The organism is Streptomyces sp. CB02980, assembly GCF_014451325.2.
GTDB lineage: Bacteria > Actinomycetota > Actinomycetes > Streptomycetales > Streptomycetaceae > Streptomyces.
Genome location: NZ_JACSCH020000034.1, coordinates 1 through 15,913 on the forward strand (window position 1 = coordinate 1; position 15,913 = coordinate 15,913).

Annotated in this window: 13 protein-coding genes; 5 read left to right on the forward strand and 8 right to left on the reverse strand. The window is 72.0% G+C overall.

The genetic code is table 11. The features are described from left to right. The coding region (locus E0F75_RS38765; RefSeq protein WP_374115516.1) for a hypothetical protein at nucleotides 1-564 on the forward strand (564 nt) is incomplete at its 5' end. A gap of 80 nt (nucleotides 565-644) precedes the next feature. Here E0F75_RS38765 and E0F75_RS38770 read toward each other — a convergent pair. The 4 genes from E0F75_RS38770 to E0F75_RS38785 form a co-directional block, all read right to left on the reverse strand. Then, nucleotides 645-2,741, reverse strand: coding sequence for a fructose-specific PTS transporter subunit EIIC (locus tag E0F75_RS38770; protein ID WP_229315720.1), 2,097 nt, complete (start codon nucleotides 2,739-2,741; stop codon nucleotides 645-647). Beyond that, nucleotides 2,738-3,691: a 1-phosphofructokinase gene (gene pfkB, locus E0F75_RS38775; protein ID WP_229315721.1), complete on the reverse strand. Its 954-nt coding sequence runs from the start codon at nucleotides 3,689-3,691 to the stop codon at nucleotides 2,738-2,740. The genes E0F75_RS38770 and pfkB overlap by 4 nt, the downstream gene beginning before the upstream one ends. Then, nucleotides 3,688-4,449 (reverse strand): DeoR/GlpR family DNA-binding transcription regulator, encoded by a 762-nt coding sequence (locus E0F75_RS38780; protein ID WP_229315722.1) that lies wholly within the window; start codon nucleotides 4,447-4,449, stop codon nucleotides 3,688-3,690. Before E0F75_RS38780 ends, pfkB begins: the two co-directional genes overlap by 4 nt. Nucleotides 4,450-4,654: 205 nt before the next feature. Next, a complete protein-coding gene (locus E0F75_RS38785) occupies nucleotides 4,655-6,187 on the reverse strand; it encodes an MFS transporter (RefSeq protein WP_229315723.1) in 1,533 nt (510 codons plus the stop codon). Nucleotides 6,188-6,249: 62 nt separating this feature from the next. On the opposite strand from E0F75_RS38785, the gene E0F75_RS38790 reads away from it, so the two are divergent. Continuing rightward, nucleotides 6,250-7,209 (forward strand): YafY family protein, encoded by a 960-nt coding sequence (locus E0F75_RS38790; protein WP_229315724.1) that lies wholly within the window; start codon nucleotides 6,250-6,252, stop codon nucleotides 7,207-7,209. Nucleotides 7,210-7,590: 381 nt separating this feature from the next. Here E0F75_RS38790 and E0F75_RS38795 read toward each other — a convergent pair whose 3' ends face one another. Beyond that, nucleotides 7,591-8,592: an RNA polymerase sigma factor RpoD/SigA gene (locus E0F75_RS38795; RefSeq protein WP_229315725.1), complete on the reverse strand. Its 1,002-nt coding sequence runs from the start codon at nucleotides 8,590-8,592 to the stop codon at nucleotides 7,591-7,593. A gap of 407 nt (nucleotides 8,593-8,999) precedes the next feature. On the opposite strand from E0F75_RS38795, the gene E0F75_RS38800 reads away from it, so the two are divergent. Continuing rightward, a complete protein-coding gene (locus tag E0F75_RS38800) occupies nucleotides 9,000-10,073 on the forward strand; it encodes a questin oxidase family protein (RefSeq protein ID WP_229315726.1) in 1,074 nt (357 codons plus the stop codon). Nucleotides 10,074-10,123: 50 nt separating this feature from the next. Here the strand turns inward: E0F75_RS38800 and E0F75_RS38805 are convergent, their stop codons facing one another. Next, on the reverse strand, nucleotides 10,124-10,930 hold the full coding sequence (locus E0F75_RS38805; protein WP_229315728.1) for a dioxygenase: 807 nt from the start codon (nucleotides 10,928-10,930) through the stop codon (nucleotides 10,124-10,126). A gap of 124 nt (nucleotides 10,931-11,054) precedes the next feature. Here E0F75_RS38805 and E0F75_RS38810 point away from each other — a divergent pair, with 124 nt between their 5' ends. Further along, a complete protein-coding gene (locus tag E0F75_RS38810) occupies nucleotides 11,055-11,543 on the forward strand; it encodes a MarR family winged helix-turn-helix transcriptional regulator (RefSeq protein ID WP_229315729.1) in 489 nt (162 codons plus the stop codon). 116 nt (nucleotides 11,544-11,659) lie between these two features. Here the strand turns inward: E0F75_RS38810 and E0F75_RS38815 are convergent, their stop codons facing one another. After that, nucleotides 11,660-13,189: an MFS transporter gene (locus tag E0F75_RS38815; protein ID WP_229315731.1), complete on the reverse strand. Its 1,530-nt coding sequence runs from the start codon at nucleotides 13,187-13,189 to the stop codon at nucleotides 11,660-11,662. A 179-nt stretch (nucleotides 13,190-13,368) separates the two neighbouring features. Further along, complete coding sequence (locus tag E0F75_RS38820) at nucleotides 13,369-14,058, reverse strand: TetR/AcrR family transcriptional regulator (protein WP_374115517.1); 690 nt, start codon at nucleotides 14,056-14,058, stop codon at nucleotides 13,369-13,371. Nucleotides 14,059-14,610: 552 nt separating this feature from the next. Here E0F75_RS38820 and E0F75_RS38825 point away from each other — a divergent pair. Further along, nucleotides 14,611-15,882 carry a M6 family metalloprotease domain-containing protein gene (locus E0F75_RS38825; RefSeq protein WP_229315737.1) on the forward strand — a complete coding sequence of 424 codons (1,272 nt, stop codon included), beginning with the start codon at nucleotides 14,611-14,613 and terminating at the stop codon, nucleotides 15,880-15,882. Nucleotides 15,883-15,913: the final 31 nt, after the last annotated feature.

Consider the following 15,913-nt stretch of genomic DNA (forward strand, 5'->3'; position numbering starts at 1 on the left):
GGGGCCACGGGAGCAACCGGAGCCACGGGCGCCACCGGGGCCGACGGAGCCACCGGCGCGACGGGCGCCACCGGAGCCACAGGCGCGACCGGTGCCACGGGTGCGACGGGCGCCACGGGCGCCACGGGTGCGACCGGGGCCACCGGCCCGACGTCCTGCTACGAGATCGACAGCTACGCCCCCTCGAACACCGAGGAGTTCAGCGCTGCCCTCATCAACGGCAAGGCGTACGCCGGTATCGCGACGACCACGGGCGGCCTGATCACGTGGACGGACCTGACCGATGACCTGCCCGACGGCCGCGCTTCGGACTACCCGGCCAACGCCTGCGGCATCTCCTTCACGGACCAGGGCAACGACGCCTACATCAAGGTGGTCACCACGGACGGAACGGTGTGGCAGACACACGGAGACACCAACGGAGGGAACTTCGACTGGGTCGAACCCTGGACGCCTCAGTCACCCATCCCGACACTGCGGACCCAAGCGGGGAAGGAGTTCAAGGGCGACCTCGCCTTCAGCGGCGCACCGAACCGTCTCCCGAGGACGCTGAACCGCTCATGACGCAGCGGTGACACACCGAGGGGCGGTGCGTTCGCCGATACCGCACCGCCCCTCGTGACCGGCCCCGGGCCGGGACCGGGTCAGGCCGCCACGGCCACGCCGGTCCCGGACGGGGCCTGTTCGCCGCCCGGACCCGACTCGTGAGCCGCCTCCGGGACAGCTTCCCGAGCCGCCTCCGGGGCCGGCTTCCGCATGCCCTTGAGGAGGATGACGAGGCCCGCGCTCACCACCGTGCCCGCGACGATCGCGAACAGGTAGAGCAGCGGGTTGCCGATCAGCGGCAGCACGAACAGGCCACCGTGCGGGGCCCGCAGGGTGCACCCGAAGGCCATCGACAGGGCGCCGGTGACCGCTCCGCCCGCCATCGTCGCCGGGATGACCCGCAGCGGGTCGGCGGCGGCGAACGGGATCGCGCCCTCGGAGATGAACGAGGCCCCGAGGACCCAGGCCGCCTTGCCGTTCTCGCGTTCGGTACGGGTGAAGAGCCGGCCCCGTACGGTCGTGGCGAGGGCCATCGCGAGCGGCGGCACCATGCCCGCCGCCATCACGGCGGCCATGACCTTGAGGGAACCCTCGTTCGGGTTGGCGAGGCCGCCGACGGCGAAGGCATACGCGACCTTGTTGACCGGGCCTCCGAGGTCGAAGCACATCATCAGGCCGAGGATGACGCCGAGGATGACGGCATTGGCGCCGGAGAGGCCGGACAGCCAGTCGGTGAGCGCCTTCTGGAGCGAGGCGATGGGCTTGCCGACGACGAGGAACATCAGGAAGCCGACGACGATCGAGGACACCAGGGGGATCACGACGACCGGCATGATGCCCCTGAGGACGGCGGGGATCCGCACCCGCTGGATCGCGAGGACGGTGCCGCCGGCGAGCAGACCGGCGACGAGGCCGCCGAGGAAGCCGGCGTTGACGGTGAGCGCGATGGCGCCGCCGACGAAGCCGGGGACGAGACCGGGGCGGTCGGCCATCCCGTACGAGATGTAACCGGCGAGGACCGGTACGAGGAAGCTGAACGCGAGACCGCCGATCTGGAACATCAGCGCGGCCCAGCTGTCCGCCTGGCCCCAGGCGAAGTGCTCGGTGACGGAGGGGGCCTTGTCGATGTCCCAGCCGCCGATGGCGAAGCCGAGGGCGATGAGGAGGCCGCCGGCGGCGACGAAGGGAACCATGTAGCTCACGCCGGACATGAGCCACTTGCGGAGCTTGGTGCCGTAACCCTCGCCGGGCTCACCCGCCTTGTCGACGGGGGTGGCCGCGGTGGCGAGGGCGGAGACCTCGCCGCGGGCGGCCTTCTCCCTGACCTCGGCGATGAGTTCGGCGGGGCGGTTGATGCCGGCCTTGACGCCGACGTCGACGGTGGCCTTTCCGGCGAACCGTTCCTTCTCCCGTACGGGCACGTCGTGCGCGAAGATCACGCCGTCGGCGGCGGCGACGACGGCCGGGTCGAGCCGGGTGAACCCGGCGGATCCCTGCGTCTCGACGACCACGTCGACACCGGCGGCGCGGCCGGCGTTCTCCAGGGACTCGGCGGCCATGTAGGTGTGGGCGATGCCGGTGGGGCAGGAGGTGACGGCCACGATCCGGAAGGGCGCGCCGCCCCGACCCCCCTCCGGCTCGGACTCGGGCGCGGGCACGGGCACGGACTCCGACGCGGACTCCGGCGCGGACTCCGGCGCGGGCGCGGGCGCGGACTCGGACTCGGGCTCCGCCGCCTCGGGAGCCGCCGGCGCCTCCTCCCCCGCGATCAGCGCCGCCGCCTCCGCCGGGGAGGCCACGGCACGCAGCGCGCGCGTGAACTCCTCGTCCATCAGGTGCCGGGCCAGCGAGGAGAGGATCGTCAGATGGGCGTCGTCCGCGCCCGCCGGGGCCGCGATCAGGAAGATCAGGTCCGCCGGGCCGTCCGGGGCGCCGAAGTCGACGCCCTCCGTCGCGCGCCCGAACGCGAGGGTCGGTTCCGTGACACGGGCGCTGCGGCAGTGCGGGATGCCGATGCCGCCGTCCAGGCCCGTCGGCATCTGGGCCTCGCGCGCCGCGACGTCCGCGAGGAAGCCGTCGAGGTCGGTCACCCGGCCGAGGGCGACCATGCGCTCCGCGAGCGAACGGGCCGCCGCTTCCTTCGTGTCGGCGGACAGGTCGAGATCGACCAGGTCCGCGGTGATCATCCTGCTCAACGCGGGCTCCCTTGCTCGCTGAGGGTGAGGTCCAGGGGTACGTCGGCGGTCACCGTGACCGCCGAGGGGTTCAGGTCGCCCGGGGTGGGCATCTCGCTGCCGGGCAGCTGGACCGCGGCCGCCCCATGGGCCACGGCGGCCGCCAGCGCCTCGGGTCCCTCGCCGCCCGCCGCGAGGAAGCCCGCGAGGGAGGCGTCCCCCGCGCCGACGTTGGAGCGGACGGCGGCCACCGGCGCGGAGCCGTACCAGACGCCCTCGCCCGTGACGAGGAGCTGGCCGTCGGCGCCCAGGCTGGCCAGGACCGCGCCCGCGCCCCGTTCGAGCAGCTCGCCTGCCGCCTTCGCCGCGTCGCCGACCGTGGTCAGCGGGCGGCCCACCGCCTCCGCCAGTTCGTCGGCGTTCGGCTTGACGACGTCCGGGCGGGCGGCGAGGGCCGCGAGCAGGGACGGGCCCGAGGTGTCGAGCGCGATCCGCGCCCCGGCGCCGTGCGCGCGGGTGACCAGCCGGGCGTACCACTCGGGCGCGAGCCCACGCGGGAGGCTGCCGCAGCAGGCGATCCAGTCGGCGGTCGGCGCGTACGCGCCGACCGTCGTCAGGATCGTCTCCGACTCCTCCTCCGTCAGCTCCGGGCCGGGCGCGTTGATCTTCGTCAGTGTGCCGTCGGGCTCCGCGAGCGCGATGTTCGAGCGGGTGTGCCCGGCGACCGGCACCGGCGCGACCTCGATGCCCTGGCCCGCGAGCAGTTGGGCGACGAGCGCGCCCGGGGCCCCGCCGAGCGGGACCACGGCGACCGTGCGGTGACCGGCGGCGGCGACGGCCCGCGAGACGTTGACGCCCTTGCCGCCGGGGTCGACGCGTTCGGCGCCGGCGCGCAGCACCTCGCCGCGCTCGAGCGCGGGGACCTCGTACGTCCGGTCCAGGGAGGGGTTGGGGGTGACGGTGAGGATCATGCGCGGACGACTTCCGTTCCGGCCGCCTCGATGGCGGCGGCGTCCTCGTCGGTGAGGCCGCTGTCGGTGATGAGCAGGTCGACGTCGGTCAGGTCGCCGAACCGGGCGAAGTGCTCCTGACCGTGCTTGACCGAGTCGGCGAGGAGGACGACCCGGCGGGCGGAGGCGATCACCGCCCGCTTGACGGCGGCCTCGGCGAGGTCGGGGGTGGTGAGTCCGTGTTCGGGCGAGAAGCCGTTGGCGCCGAGGAAGGCGACGTCGGCGCGGATCTCCCCGTACGCCCGGAGCGCCCAGGCGTCGACGGCGGCCCGGGTGCGGTGCCGTACGCGTCCGCCGACCAGGTGCAGGTCGATGCCGGGGTGGTCGGCGAGCCGGGCGGCGGCGGGGAGGGCGTGGGTGACGACGGTCAGCGCGCGGTCGAGCGGGAACTCGGCGGCGAGCCGGGCGACGGTCGAACCGGCGTCGAGGACGACGCTGCCCTCCTCGGGCAGTTCGGCGAGGGCGGCCCGGACGATCCGGTCCTTCTCGTCGGCCGCGGTGGACTCGCGCTCGGCCAGGTCGGGCTCGAAGTCGAGCCGCCCGGCGGGGATGGCGCCGCCGTGGACCCGGCGGACGAGCCCGGCCCGGTCGAGGGCCTTGAGGTCACGCCGTACGGTCTCGGCGGTGACCTGGAACTCCTCGGCGAGGGAGAGGACGTCGACGCGTCCGCTCTCGCGGGCGAGCCGCAGGATCTGTTGCTGACGCTCCGGTGCGTACATGAGGGTTTACGTCCGTTCGATGCCCGAACCTGTGGTTTCAGGGTCAGGCTACGCATGGATTCCCCCCAAGTAAATGAACTCGGGCATTCAAGCGGGCAGGAACGGACATTCGCCCGTGCCCGGACATGACGAAGGGCCCTGATCCCGGAGTGATTCCCGGGACCAGGGCCCTGTGTGCGGCACGCTCAGCGCGTCCGCGGCCGACTCAGTGGGCCAGCACGGGCTCCTTCTCGATCACGGCGTCGCCGTCATCGCCACCCTCCAGGTGCTGCTTCGGATTCGCCGGAAGCGCGAACATCACCAGGAAGATCACGGCGAGTACGACCGCCACCCAGCCCATCGCGTTCTGGAAGGCGTCGGCGAACGCCAGGCCCGCCTCGGTCTGGGACTTCGGGGCGGGCTTGCCGTCGATCACGCCGAAGAAGACCACCGACACCAGGCCGAGCCCGAGCGCGTTGCCCATCTGCCCGGTCGTGTTGATCAGGCCCGAGGCAGAGCCCGCGTGCTCCTTCGGCACCTCCGAAAGGACCGCGTCCGTCAGCGGCGCCACGATCAGACCCATGCCGAGACCCATGATCACCAGCGGCGGAATCATCTGCCAGGACTCGATCTCCGTCCCGTACCGGCCCGCCTCGAAGAGGTAGAGCAGCACGCCCGCGATCATCGTCAGCGCACCCGTCTGGAGCACCTTCCGGCCGAAGCGCGGCACCAGCTTCTGCACCGAGAGACCGGCCGCGGTCGACACCGCGATGGAGAACGGCACACCGGTCAGACCCGCCCGCAGCGGGCTCCAGCCCAGGCCTATCTGCATGTACAGCGTCCAGACCAGGAAGAAGATGCCCATCACGACACCGAAGGTCAGCTGCACCGCGATACCCGCCGCGAAGCTCTTCACCTTGAACAGCGACAGCTCGACGAGCGGCGAGCCGTCCTTCTTCGTCTTGTACTTCTCGTACGCCACGAGGGCACCGAAGACGACCAGGCTGCCGGCCATCATCAGGTGGCCCCACAGCGGCCAGTCCAGCTCACGCCCGCGGGTCAGCGGGTAGATCAGCATCAGCAGCGCGGCCGTCACCAGGAGCACGCCGACCATGTCGAGGCGGAGGGCCTTCGGGGCCTTCGACTCGGTGATGAACTTGCGGCCCAGGAGCAGGCCCGCGATGCCGACCGGCAGGTTGATGAGGAAGATCGGGCGCCACTCCAGGCCCGCGATGTTCCACTGCGTGAGCAGCGCGCCGAGCAGCGGGCCGGAGACCGCGCCCAGACCGATGATCGCGCCGAACATGCCGAAGACCTTGCCGCGCTCGTGCGCCGGGAAGGTGACGTGGATGATCGACAGCACCTGCGGCACCATCATCGCGGCCGCCGCGCCCTGGAGCAGGCGGGAGCCGACCAGCATCTCCTGGTTGGCCGCGAAGCCGCAGAGGGCGGAGGCGATCGTGAAGCCCGCCGTGCCGAGGAGGAAGAGCCGCTTGCGGCCGAAGATGTCACCCAGCCGGCCACCGGTGATCAGACCGGCGGCGAACGCGAGCGCGTACCCCGCGGTGATCCACTGGATGGCCCCGAAGGAGGCGCCGAGGTCCCGCTCGATGCTGGGGATCGCGATGTTGACGATCGTGGCGTCGACCAGATCCATGAAGGCGGCCGTCATGACGATGGCCAGGGCTATCCAGCGTCGTTTGTCGGACGTGTCGGTGGGGGCCGCGTCCGTGACGGCGTCGGCTTCGTGTGCACTCATACGAAGAAGATAAAGGCCATCTAGGTCAAATGATGGCCTAGATGACCCTCATCCTGAAACGTATGACGGACACCCCGGTACGACTCCTGAATCTGCTCTCGCTCCTTCAGACCCCGCGCGAGTGGCCCGGAAGCGAGCTCGCCGAACGGCTCTCGGTCTCCCCGCGCACCATCCGCCGGGACATCGACCGGCTCCGTGACCTCGGCTATCCCGTCGAGGCGACGCTCGGCGCGGTCGGCGGCTACCGGCTCGTCGCCGGTACGGCCATGCCGCCGCTCCTCCTCGACGACGAGGAGGCCGTCGCCATCGCGGTCGGGCTGCGGGCGGGGGCGGGGCACGCGATCGAGGGCGTCGAGGAGGCGTCGGTACGGGCCCTGGCGAAGCTGGAGCAGGTCCTGCCGGCGCGGCTCCGGCACCGGGTCTCGACCCTCCAGAACGCGACGATCCCGCTGACGCGGGGGGACGGCGCGACGGTCACCCCTGCCACCCTGACCACCCTGGCGGGCACGGTCACCGGACGCGAGAAGCTCCGCTTCGGGTACCGGGCGGGTGACGGGGCCGAGTCGAAGCGCCTGGTCGAGCCCTACCGCCTGGTCTCCACCGGGCGCCGGTGGTACCTGGTGGCGTACGACCTGGGGCGGGAGGACTGGCGGACCTTCCGGGTGGACAGGGTGAGCGACCCGCTCGCCACGGGGGCCCGTTTCACACCGCGGGAGCTGCCGGCGGGCGACGCGGCGCAGCTCCTGGTCCGCTCCATGTCGCGGGCGCAGCCGGAACTCGACCTGGACGTCACCTTCGAGGCGCCGGCCGACTTCGTCACGGCGCGGCTCCCCTCCCACCTGGTCCCCACGGCGACGGGCCCGACGACCTGCCGCCTCCGCACCCGTGCGACGGACTCGGTCGAATGGCTCGCCATCCGCCTGGCCCTGGTGGACGCCCCCTTCACCATCCAGAGCCCGCCGTCGCTGCTGACGTACGTGGAGGACTTGGGGGCGCGGCTGACTGCGTCGACGGCGGGGTGAGGGAGGGGGCGGCGCGGGTGCGGGCGGATGCGGGTGCGGGCGGCCTCCGGCCGAGCGGGATCGCTCCCACCCGCACCACCCGTACAACCAGGACTCCGTCTGCGGGCCTCCCTGTGAGCCACCTGCGCCGTCGGCGGCAGCAGACCGGCGGGGCGCCCCCGCGCACGGCGGGCCCGGCCGGGCCGCCGACGCCGACGGCGGGCGGCCCTCACGGGGAAGCCCGCAGCCGACGTCTCAGCCGCACGGGTGGTGCGAGTGGGAAACCCGAGCGGGCCACAGGCCGGGCACGTGCGGGCCACAGGCCGGGCACGTGCGGGCCCGGGGCCCAGGGGCTCGCCCCGGCCACCGGGTCCGCACCACGCGCCCGGGCCGCCGGCCGCCCTAGGCCACCGCGTCGAAGCCCGTGTCGTGCGCCATCTTCTTCAGTTCAAGCAGCGCGTGCTTCTCGATCTGCCGGATCCGCTCGCGCGTCAGGCCGTGCTGCTTCCCGACCTCCGTCAGCGTCCGCTCGCGCCCGTCCTCGATCCCGTACCGCATGCGGATGATCGAGGCCGTCCGGTGGTCGAGCTTGTCGATGAGGTCGTCGAGCTCCTCGCTGCGCAGCAGCGTGAGCACCGACTGCTCCGGCGAGATCGCCGACGTGTCCTCCAGGAGGTCGCCGAACTGCGTCTCGCCCTCGTCGTCCACCGACATGTTCAGCGAGACCGGGTCACGCGCCCAGTCGAGCACGTCGACGACCCGCTCGGGCTTCGTTTCCAGCTCGGCCGCGATCTCCGCCGGCTCCGGCTCGCGGCCGTGCTCCCGGTTGAACTCGCGCTGCACCCGGCGGATCCGGCCGAGCTCCTCCACCAGGTGGACGGGGAGCCGGATCGTGCGGGACTGGTCGGCGATGGACCGGGTGATGGCCTGGCGGATCCACCACGTGGCGTACGTGGAGAACTTGAAGCCCTTCGCGTAGTCGAACTTCTCGACCGCGCGCACCAGGCCCGCGTTCCCTTCCTGGATCAGGTCGAGCAGCGGCAGCCCGCTGCGCGGGTAGCGCCGGGCGACGGCCACCACGAGCCGCAGGTTGGACTTGATGAAGAGGTCCTTGGCACGCTCGCCCGCCTCGTAGAGCGCTTCGAGCTCCTCGCGGGACGCGCCGCCGGCCTCGGACTCCACCTCACCGTCGAGTATCTGCCGGGCGTAGACGCCCGCCTCGATCGTCTGGGAGAGCTCGACCTCCTTGGCGGCGTCGAGCAGGGGCGTACGCGCGATCTCGTCGAGGTACATGCCGACCAGGTCGCGGTCGGCGATCTCCCCGCCCACGGCGCGAACGCTGCTTGCCCGTGCGGCCCCGCTCTTGGCGGAGGTCTGACGACGGGCGACGGCACGGGTTGCCATGCGTGCTCCCTTGCTGAGTAGGTCGCGACACCTTTTCGGGTGCCCTGCATCCGACGGAAACAACGACTGGAATCAGGACAGAATTCCCACCCGGCACATGGATTTTCGCGATCATGCAGTATCCTGCGCGACCGCCGCCCCTTCGGGCATGCTTTCGGCACCCACGGAGGTGCAGGTCAGACCGGGCACGGGGGGTGATCCGACGCCGCTCGCGGGGCCCCCGACCACGCCGTCGGTGAGACCGCGATCACATGCGGTGTCATCCCTCAAGACGCGTGGACGGGCCATCGGGTTGCCCGTGAACGGACGGAGCCGTCTCGGTCTCCCGGACTAGGTCCCGGGCCGCCTCTCCGACTAGGTCCCGAGCCCGTTACGGCCCACCCCTCCCCCGCCCTAGCGTCGCCCCCATGAGCGACGCATCCGGCACCGAAGCCACCACGGTCACCGCGGCCCCCGACACATCCGGCACCCTCGACGAAGCCCTCGAACGCCTCCACACCACGGGCCCCGAGCGCAAGGGCTGGCTCACCAACCACGCCCCCATGGCCGTCGAGGCCCTGGTCCGCAACGGCCAGGCCCCGACCGTGCACCGCTGGCTGGACCACTACGCGCACAAGCTGGAGGAGCTGCCGCCCCCGTCCCGGCCGGTGACGGCCGACGGCTGGCGCGAGGCGCTCGGCGACCCGGTCCGGATCACCGACTGGACCCGTTTCTTCGGCCGCGAGCTCGACGAGCACCCCTGGCGGGAGGTCCTCGCCACGTGGTGGCCCCGGCTGCTGCCGGGGATCTCGGCCTCGGCGACGCATCCCGTGATCCGTACCGGTCACGCCGTACGGACCCTCCTGGAGTCCGAGGGGGCGTCCGGGGGCGGGAGAACGACCGCACCCCGCCTCGCCGAGCTCGCACACGCCCTCGGCTACTGGGCGGCCCGCAACAAGCCGCTGCCCCCGCTCGCCGCGCTGGCCGTGGCACCGACGGCGGCCGCCGCGCTCGACGCCGTACCGCCGGTTCCGGTGCAGGAGGGCGGGATCCGGGACCGGCTCCCGCAGCTGACGGCGTTCCCGGTCTGGGGCGCGGCCTCGGACCCCGACACCGCGAAGGTCCTGCTCACCGAGCTGGTCACGGCGGCCACGCACCGGTACGCGACCCACGGCCACGGCGAGCCGATCATGCTGGTCCACGCGGCGACCGCGCCCAACGCGGTCCTGCGCGCCCTGCCCGCGCTCCCCCGCGAGCTGTGGGCGCCGAGCCTGGCGGCGGCGTGGACGGCGGCTGCCGCGGTGACCGCCGCGTACACCCGGCCGGAGCCGGCCGCGTACACACCCACGCTCCTCACGGCCGAGGAGGTCTTCGAGCGGGCGGCGGCACACGGCGACGACCACACGATCAAGTTCACCGACACGGCGCTCGACGTCGGCGACCCGCTCGCCCTGGCCGCCGCGACCCGCTCGATCGAGCTGAATCCACCGTTGCTCCAGTGAGCTCGTGCACGGTGGGGCCCGGCTCGAAAGGCTGGCCCGGAACCCGCCGGCTACCCGAACTGCACCGACCGCTTGGCGAGTCCCATCCAGAAGCCGTCGATGACCGACCGCTCCGCGTCGAGGTCGCCCGCCGCGTCCGCCGCGCCCATCGTGACGAAGAGGGGGGCGAAGTGCTCCGTACGCGGGTGGGCGAGGCGCCCGGCCGGCGACTTGTGCTCGAAGTCGAGGAGCGCGTCGACGTCCTGCGCGGCGAGGGCCTCGTGCCCCCAGGCGTCGAACTCGGCCGACCAACCCGGCACGCCGCCGCCGGTGTGACGGAGGGCGGCCAGGTTGTGGGTGAAGAAGCCGCTGCCCACGATCAGGACGCCCTCGTCGCGAAGCGGGGCCAGCCTGCGCCCGATGTCCATGAGGCGGCGCGGGTCGAGGGTGGGCATGGAGATCTGGAGGACGGGGATGTCGGCGCCCGGGAACATCTCGACGAGCGGCACGTACGCGCCGTGGTCGAGGCCCCGGTCGGGGATGTCCTGCACGGGATGGCCGGGCGCGCGGAGCAGCTTGCGGACGGCCTCGGCGAGCCGAGGCGCGCCGGGGGCCGCGTACTGGACGCGGTAGTAGTGCTCGGGGAAGCCCCAGAAGTCGTAGACGAGCGGGACGGTCTCGGTGGCGCCGAGGGCCAGCGGAGCCTCTTCCCAGTGGGCGGAGATCATGAGGATGGCCCTGGGGCGCGGAAGGTCCGCGGACCAGGCGGCGAGCTCTCCGGGCCAGACGGGGTCGTCGGCGAGCGGCGGGGCGCCGTGGGACAGGTACAGGGCGGGCATCCGCGCGCGCGTGGCCTCTGTTTCCAGCGTGGCGTCCATGGCGACCACCTCCGGTTTCTCGATCGCGGCAGGTTCTTGAAACTTCAAGCGTCCTGCTCCACACCGTAGACCTATGTAGTTCAACTTTCAAGAACGAGTCGTACGATTGGGCACCATGGGAGACATGACCGAACCCCGCTGGCTCACCGACGAGGAGCAGCACGTCTGGCGCGCGTACCTGCACGCCACCACGCTCCTCGAGGACCACCTCGACCGCCAGCTGCAGCGAGACGCCGGGATGCCGCACGTCTACTACGGGCTCCTCGTCCAGCTCTCCCAGGCCCCGCGCCGCCGGCTGCGGATGACCGAGCTGGCCAAGAGCGCCAAGATCACCCGCTCCCGCCTCTCCCACGCCATCGCCCGCCTGGAGAAGAGCGGCTGGGTACGACGCGAGAACTGCCCCTCCGACAAGCGGGGCCAGTTCGCCCGGCTCACGGACGAGGGGATGGAGGTCCTCCGGCAGAACGCCCCCGGCCATGTGGCGGCGGTCCGCCAGGCCCTCTTCGACCGCCTGTCCCCCGATCAGGTGCACCAGCTCGGGGCGATCATGCGCGTCATGGCCGAGGGCCTCGAACCCACGGACGCGGACGCGGACCTGCCCTGGCTCCGCTGACGAGCAGCGGAGCCAGGGCAGGAATCACACGGCGTACGGAACGCGTGCGTACGGAACGAGTACGTACGGAACAAGTGCGTACGGAGCGGGTGCGTACGGGATCACGACGTACGGGATCAGTGCGCGATGACCGGCACCTTCATCTCGTCCTCCGCGCCCTCGCCGGAACCGGCGACGACCCCGGTGTCCGGCTTCCCGGTGTTGATCAGGGTGAAGGCGATCACGGCCGAGGCGGCCAGGATGCCGACGGCCCACCAGATGGCCGCGGTGTAGCCCTCGACCATGCCCTGGAGCTGGAGCAGCTTCTGCGCGGCCGGAGTGGTCGCGCCCGCCGCGTTGTCCGTGAGGTACGCGGTGGTCGCCGAGGCGGCGATCGTGTTCAGCAGGGCCGTACCGATGGCGCCGCCGACCTGCTGCGAGGTGTTGACCATCGCGGAGGCCACACCGGCGTCCCGCGGGTCCACGCCGTGCGTGGCGAGCGACATGGCCGGCATGAACGCCGTACCCATGCCCAGGCCGAGCAGCAGTTGCGCGGGCAGGATCAGACCGGCGTACGAGGTGCCGATCTCCAGCTGGGTGAGCAGCAGCATGCCGATGCCGGCGGTCAGGAAGCCCGGGGCCATGAGCAGCCGCGGCGGAACGCGGGTCATCAGCCGCGTACCGATCTGCGTCGAGCCGATGATCATGCCCGCGATCATCGGGAGGAACGCGAAGCCCGTCATGACCGGGGAGTAGCCCTTCACGACCTGCAGGTAGTAGGTCAGGAAGAGGAACAGGCCGAACATCGCGATGACGGCGAGACCCAGCGACAGGTAGACACCACCGCGGTTGCGGTCGGTCAGGACGCGCAGCGGCAGCAGCGGGGACTTCACCTTCGCCTCGGTGAGCACGAAGGCGGCGAGCAGCACGACGGAGCCGACGAACATGCCGATCGTGCCGGCGTCGCTCCAGCCCTCGGACTCGGCGCGGGTGAAGCCGTAGACGAGCGCGACCAGACCCAGGGTGGACAGGATCACGCCGGGGATGTCGAGCGTGGAGCGGTTGCGGCTGCCCGCGGGCTCACGGATGACGAAGTACGCGCCGATGGCGGCGACGATCGCGAACGGGATGTTGACGAAGAAGGTCCAGCGCCAGTTCAGGTACTCGGTGAGGAAACCGCCGAGGATCAGGCCCACGGCGCCGCCACCACCGGCGATCGCGCCGTAGATGCCGAAGGCCTTCGCGCGCTCCTTGGCGTCGGTGAAGGTCACGGCCAGCAGCGAGAGCGCGGCGGGCGCGAGGAGCGCACCGAAGGCGCCCTGGAGCGCGCGGGCACCGAGCATCATGGCCTCGCCGGTCGCGGCGCCGCCGAGGGCGGACGCGAGGGCGAAGCCGATCAGGCCGACGACGAAGGTGCGCTTACGGCCCCAGAGGTCGGCGATGCGGCCGCCGAAGAGGAGCAGACCGCCGAAGGCGAGGGCATAGGCGGTGATGACCCATTGCCGGTTGCCGTCCGAGATCCCCAGGTCCTGCTGGGCGGAGGGCAGCGCGATGTTCACGATCGTCGCGTCGAGCACGACCATCAGCTGGGCGAGCGCGATGAAGACGAGTGCCTTCCAGCGGCCCGGGTCGGGGTGGTTCACGGTGTTGTCGGGGACTTTCGGCATGGGGGTAGCCACCTCTTGGCGCGCACTGGTGAAAAAAGGACGTATAGGTAAGTCGAACGGGGGGGATCGCGGGTTACGCGAGTCGGGTCACGTAGGCCCGGACCCCCGAGGGAGGACGCTCACGACGAGCACACTCAGGGCGAGGACGCTCACGACGAGCACACTCAGGGCGAGGACGCTCACGACGAGCAGGAGTCGCGTCTCAGGTCCTCCAGGGTCGCGGCCTTCCCCGGCAGCTCGGAGCGCGCGGGCGCCTCCAGGCCGTCGAGGAACAGCAGCAGATGACGGCGGACGAACTGGTCGAAGGACGCGCAGCCCGATCCGGGCAGCGGTCGGGTCAGCTGGGAGAGCGCCACCATCAGGTCCCCGACGCCCACGTCGGTGCGCAGTCGGCCGGCCCGCTGCGCCCGCTCCACGAGGCCCTGGACGGCCTCCTCCAGGCGGTCGCGCTCGGCGATCAGGTCGGGGTGGTCCTTGTCGAAGGCGCCGTCGAGCATCGGGCACAGGGCGCCGACGCGCTCGTCGGCGGCGCCGAGGGTGAACCGGCGGAGGGCGGCGAACGTGTCGCTCTCCTCCTCGGCGGCCCGTTCGGCGACCTCGGTGACGCGGGCCATGAGCGAGAGGACGACCTCGTGGACGAGGTCGGTGCGCTCGGGGAAGTTCCGGTAGAGCGTGGCGTTCCCGACGCCGGCCCGGCGCGCGATCTCGTCGTAGGGCACCTGGGACCCGAACTCGACGAACATCTCGCGGGCCGCCGTCACGATCCGCTCGCGGTTGCGCAGGGCGTCCGCGCGCGGGCGGGGTACGCGCCGGGCGGACGCGGAATCGGCGACGGTGCTGGTCACGCCACGACCTCCTCTGAGGGTCATCTCTGGGATATCCGGGGAGGGACTCCCCACTTCGCTGAACACAGTCATAAACGGGGACCCAGTCCCCGGTTATTTCCCCGAAAGAGTGTGACCTGGGTCACATTGCCCGCTCCTCCCGGAAGACCCGCGCTCGACCGCCGACGGATCGCCGCTCGACCGCCACTCGATCGCCGCCGGATCCCTGGTCGAACCCCTGGTCGAACCCCTGGTCGAACCCCTGGTCGATCACCGCTCGCCCTGCGCTCGGCCCGCTCTCGACCGCGCTCGGCCCGCGCTCGGCCTCCGCTCGACCTCTGCTCGCCCCGCGCTCGCCCCGCTCTCGGCCCGCTCTCGGCCTCCGCTCGGCCCGCTCTCGGCCTCCGCTCGACCTCTGCTCGGCCCGCTCTCGGCCTCCGCTCGACCTCCGCTCGATCCCCGCCCGCCCCGGTCCACCGATCGGGCCACCCCGCGCGCGCACCGGTAGCACTCGTCACAGAGTGATCGCACAGCGCGGCCCCGCGAGGACCGGAAGGAGCCGTGCCGCCGACCTGCCCCCACCGGAGAGGCGCCCGTATGCAGCACCCCCGACGACGGATACGCAGACCCGTCGCCATGGCCGCGACCACGGCGCTCTCCCTCACGCTGCTCGCCTCCGCGAGCACCACCCTCCCCGGGCCCGCCCCGGCCTCGGCGGGCCCCGTGGCCGCCGCGCCCGACGGCGCCCAGCTGGGGCCCTGCCGTATCGCCACCACGATGGGCGTGCAGATGTCGGAGGGGCTCCCCACGGCCCCCGGGTACGTGCGCTCCACGGGCCGGGTCAGGGCCCTGAACCTGATGATCGACTTCCCCGACGCCTCCGGGGACGGCCCCGCGATGGACCGCTTCCGCGAGTTCTTCCCGCAGACCGCCGAGTGGTTCCGCGTCAGCTCGTACGGGCGGCTGCACTACCAGGCCGAGGCCCCGATACCCGACTGGCTGCGCATGCCGAAGGCCTTCTCCGCGTACGGGATCGAGCGCGGCTCACCGTACGAACCGGGCTACCGCTCCCTCGTCGAGGACATCGTCACGGCGGCCGACCCGAAGGTCGACTTCAGCGCGTACGACCTGGTCAACGTCCTGGTCACGCCGAACGCCGGGCCCTCCGCCCTCGACACCGTCCTGTCCGTGACCTTCTCCGGAAACGACGACGCGCCCTACGCGGACGGCGTGCCCCTGGCCAACACGTCCTTCGTCTACAGCCGTCAGGACGACGGCTCCGGCAGCTTCGGGGAGACCGGCTACCGGGTCCTGCCGCACGAGAACGGGCACGTCTTCGGCCTGCCCGACCTGTACACCTCGGACGGCGGTGGGACCGTCGGGCACTGGGACATCATGTCCGAGGACTGGGGGGCCAACAACGACCTGCTCGGCTGGCACAAGTGGAAGCTGGGCTGGCTCGACAACGACCAGATCGGCTGCGCGTCCGGCACCGGCACCGGCGACTACACGCTCACCCCGCTGGCGGTCGCCGGCGGCCCCAAGCTCGCGTTCGTCCCGCTCTCCGACACGTCGGGGTACGCGGTCGAGGTCCGCAGCAAGGAGGGCAACGACGAGGCGGTCTGCGAGCACGGCGTCCTGGTCTACCGGGTGGAGTCCGACGTGGACACCGGCCACGGCCCGGTGACCGTCTCCGACAGCGAGCACGCGAGCGGCGGCTGCACGCGGCGCGCCAACGTCCACGCGGAGCTGTCGGACGCGCCGTACCGCCCTGGAGAAACGTTCACGGACCGGGCCAACGGCATACGGATCAGCGTGCTCGACGAGGACGAGGGCGGTACGTACCGGGTGCGGATCACCCGGAGTTGAAACGGATCACGCGGAGTCGAAGCAGCCCGGA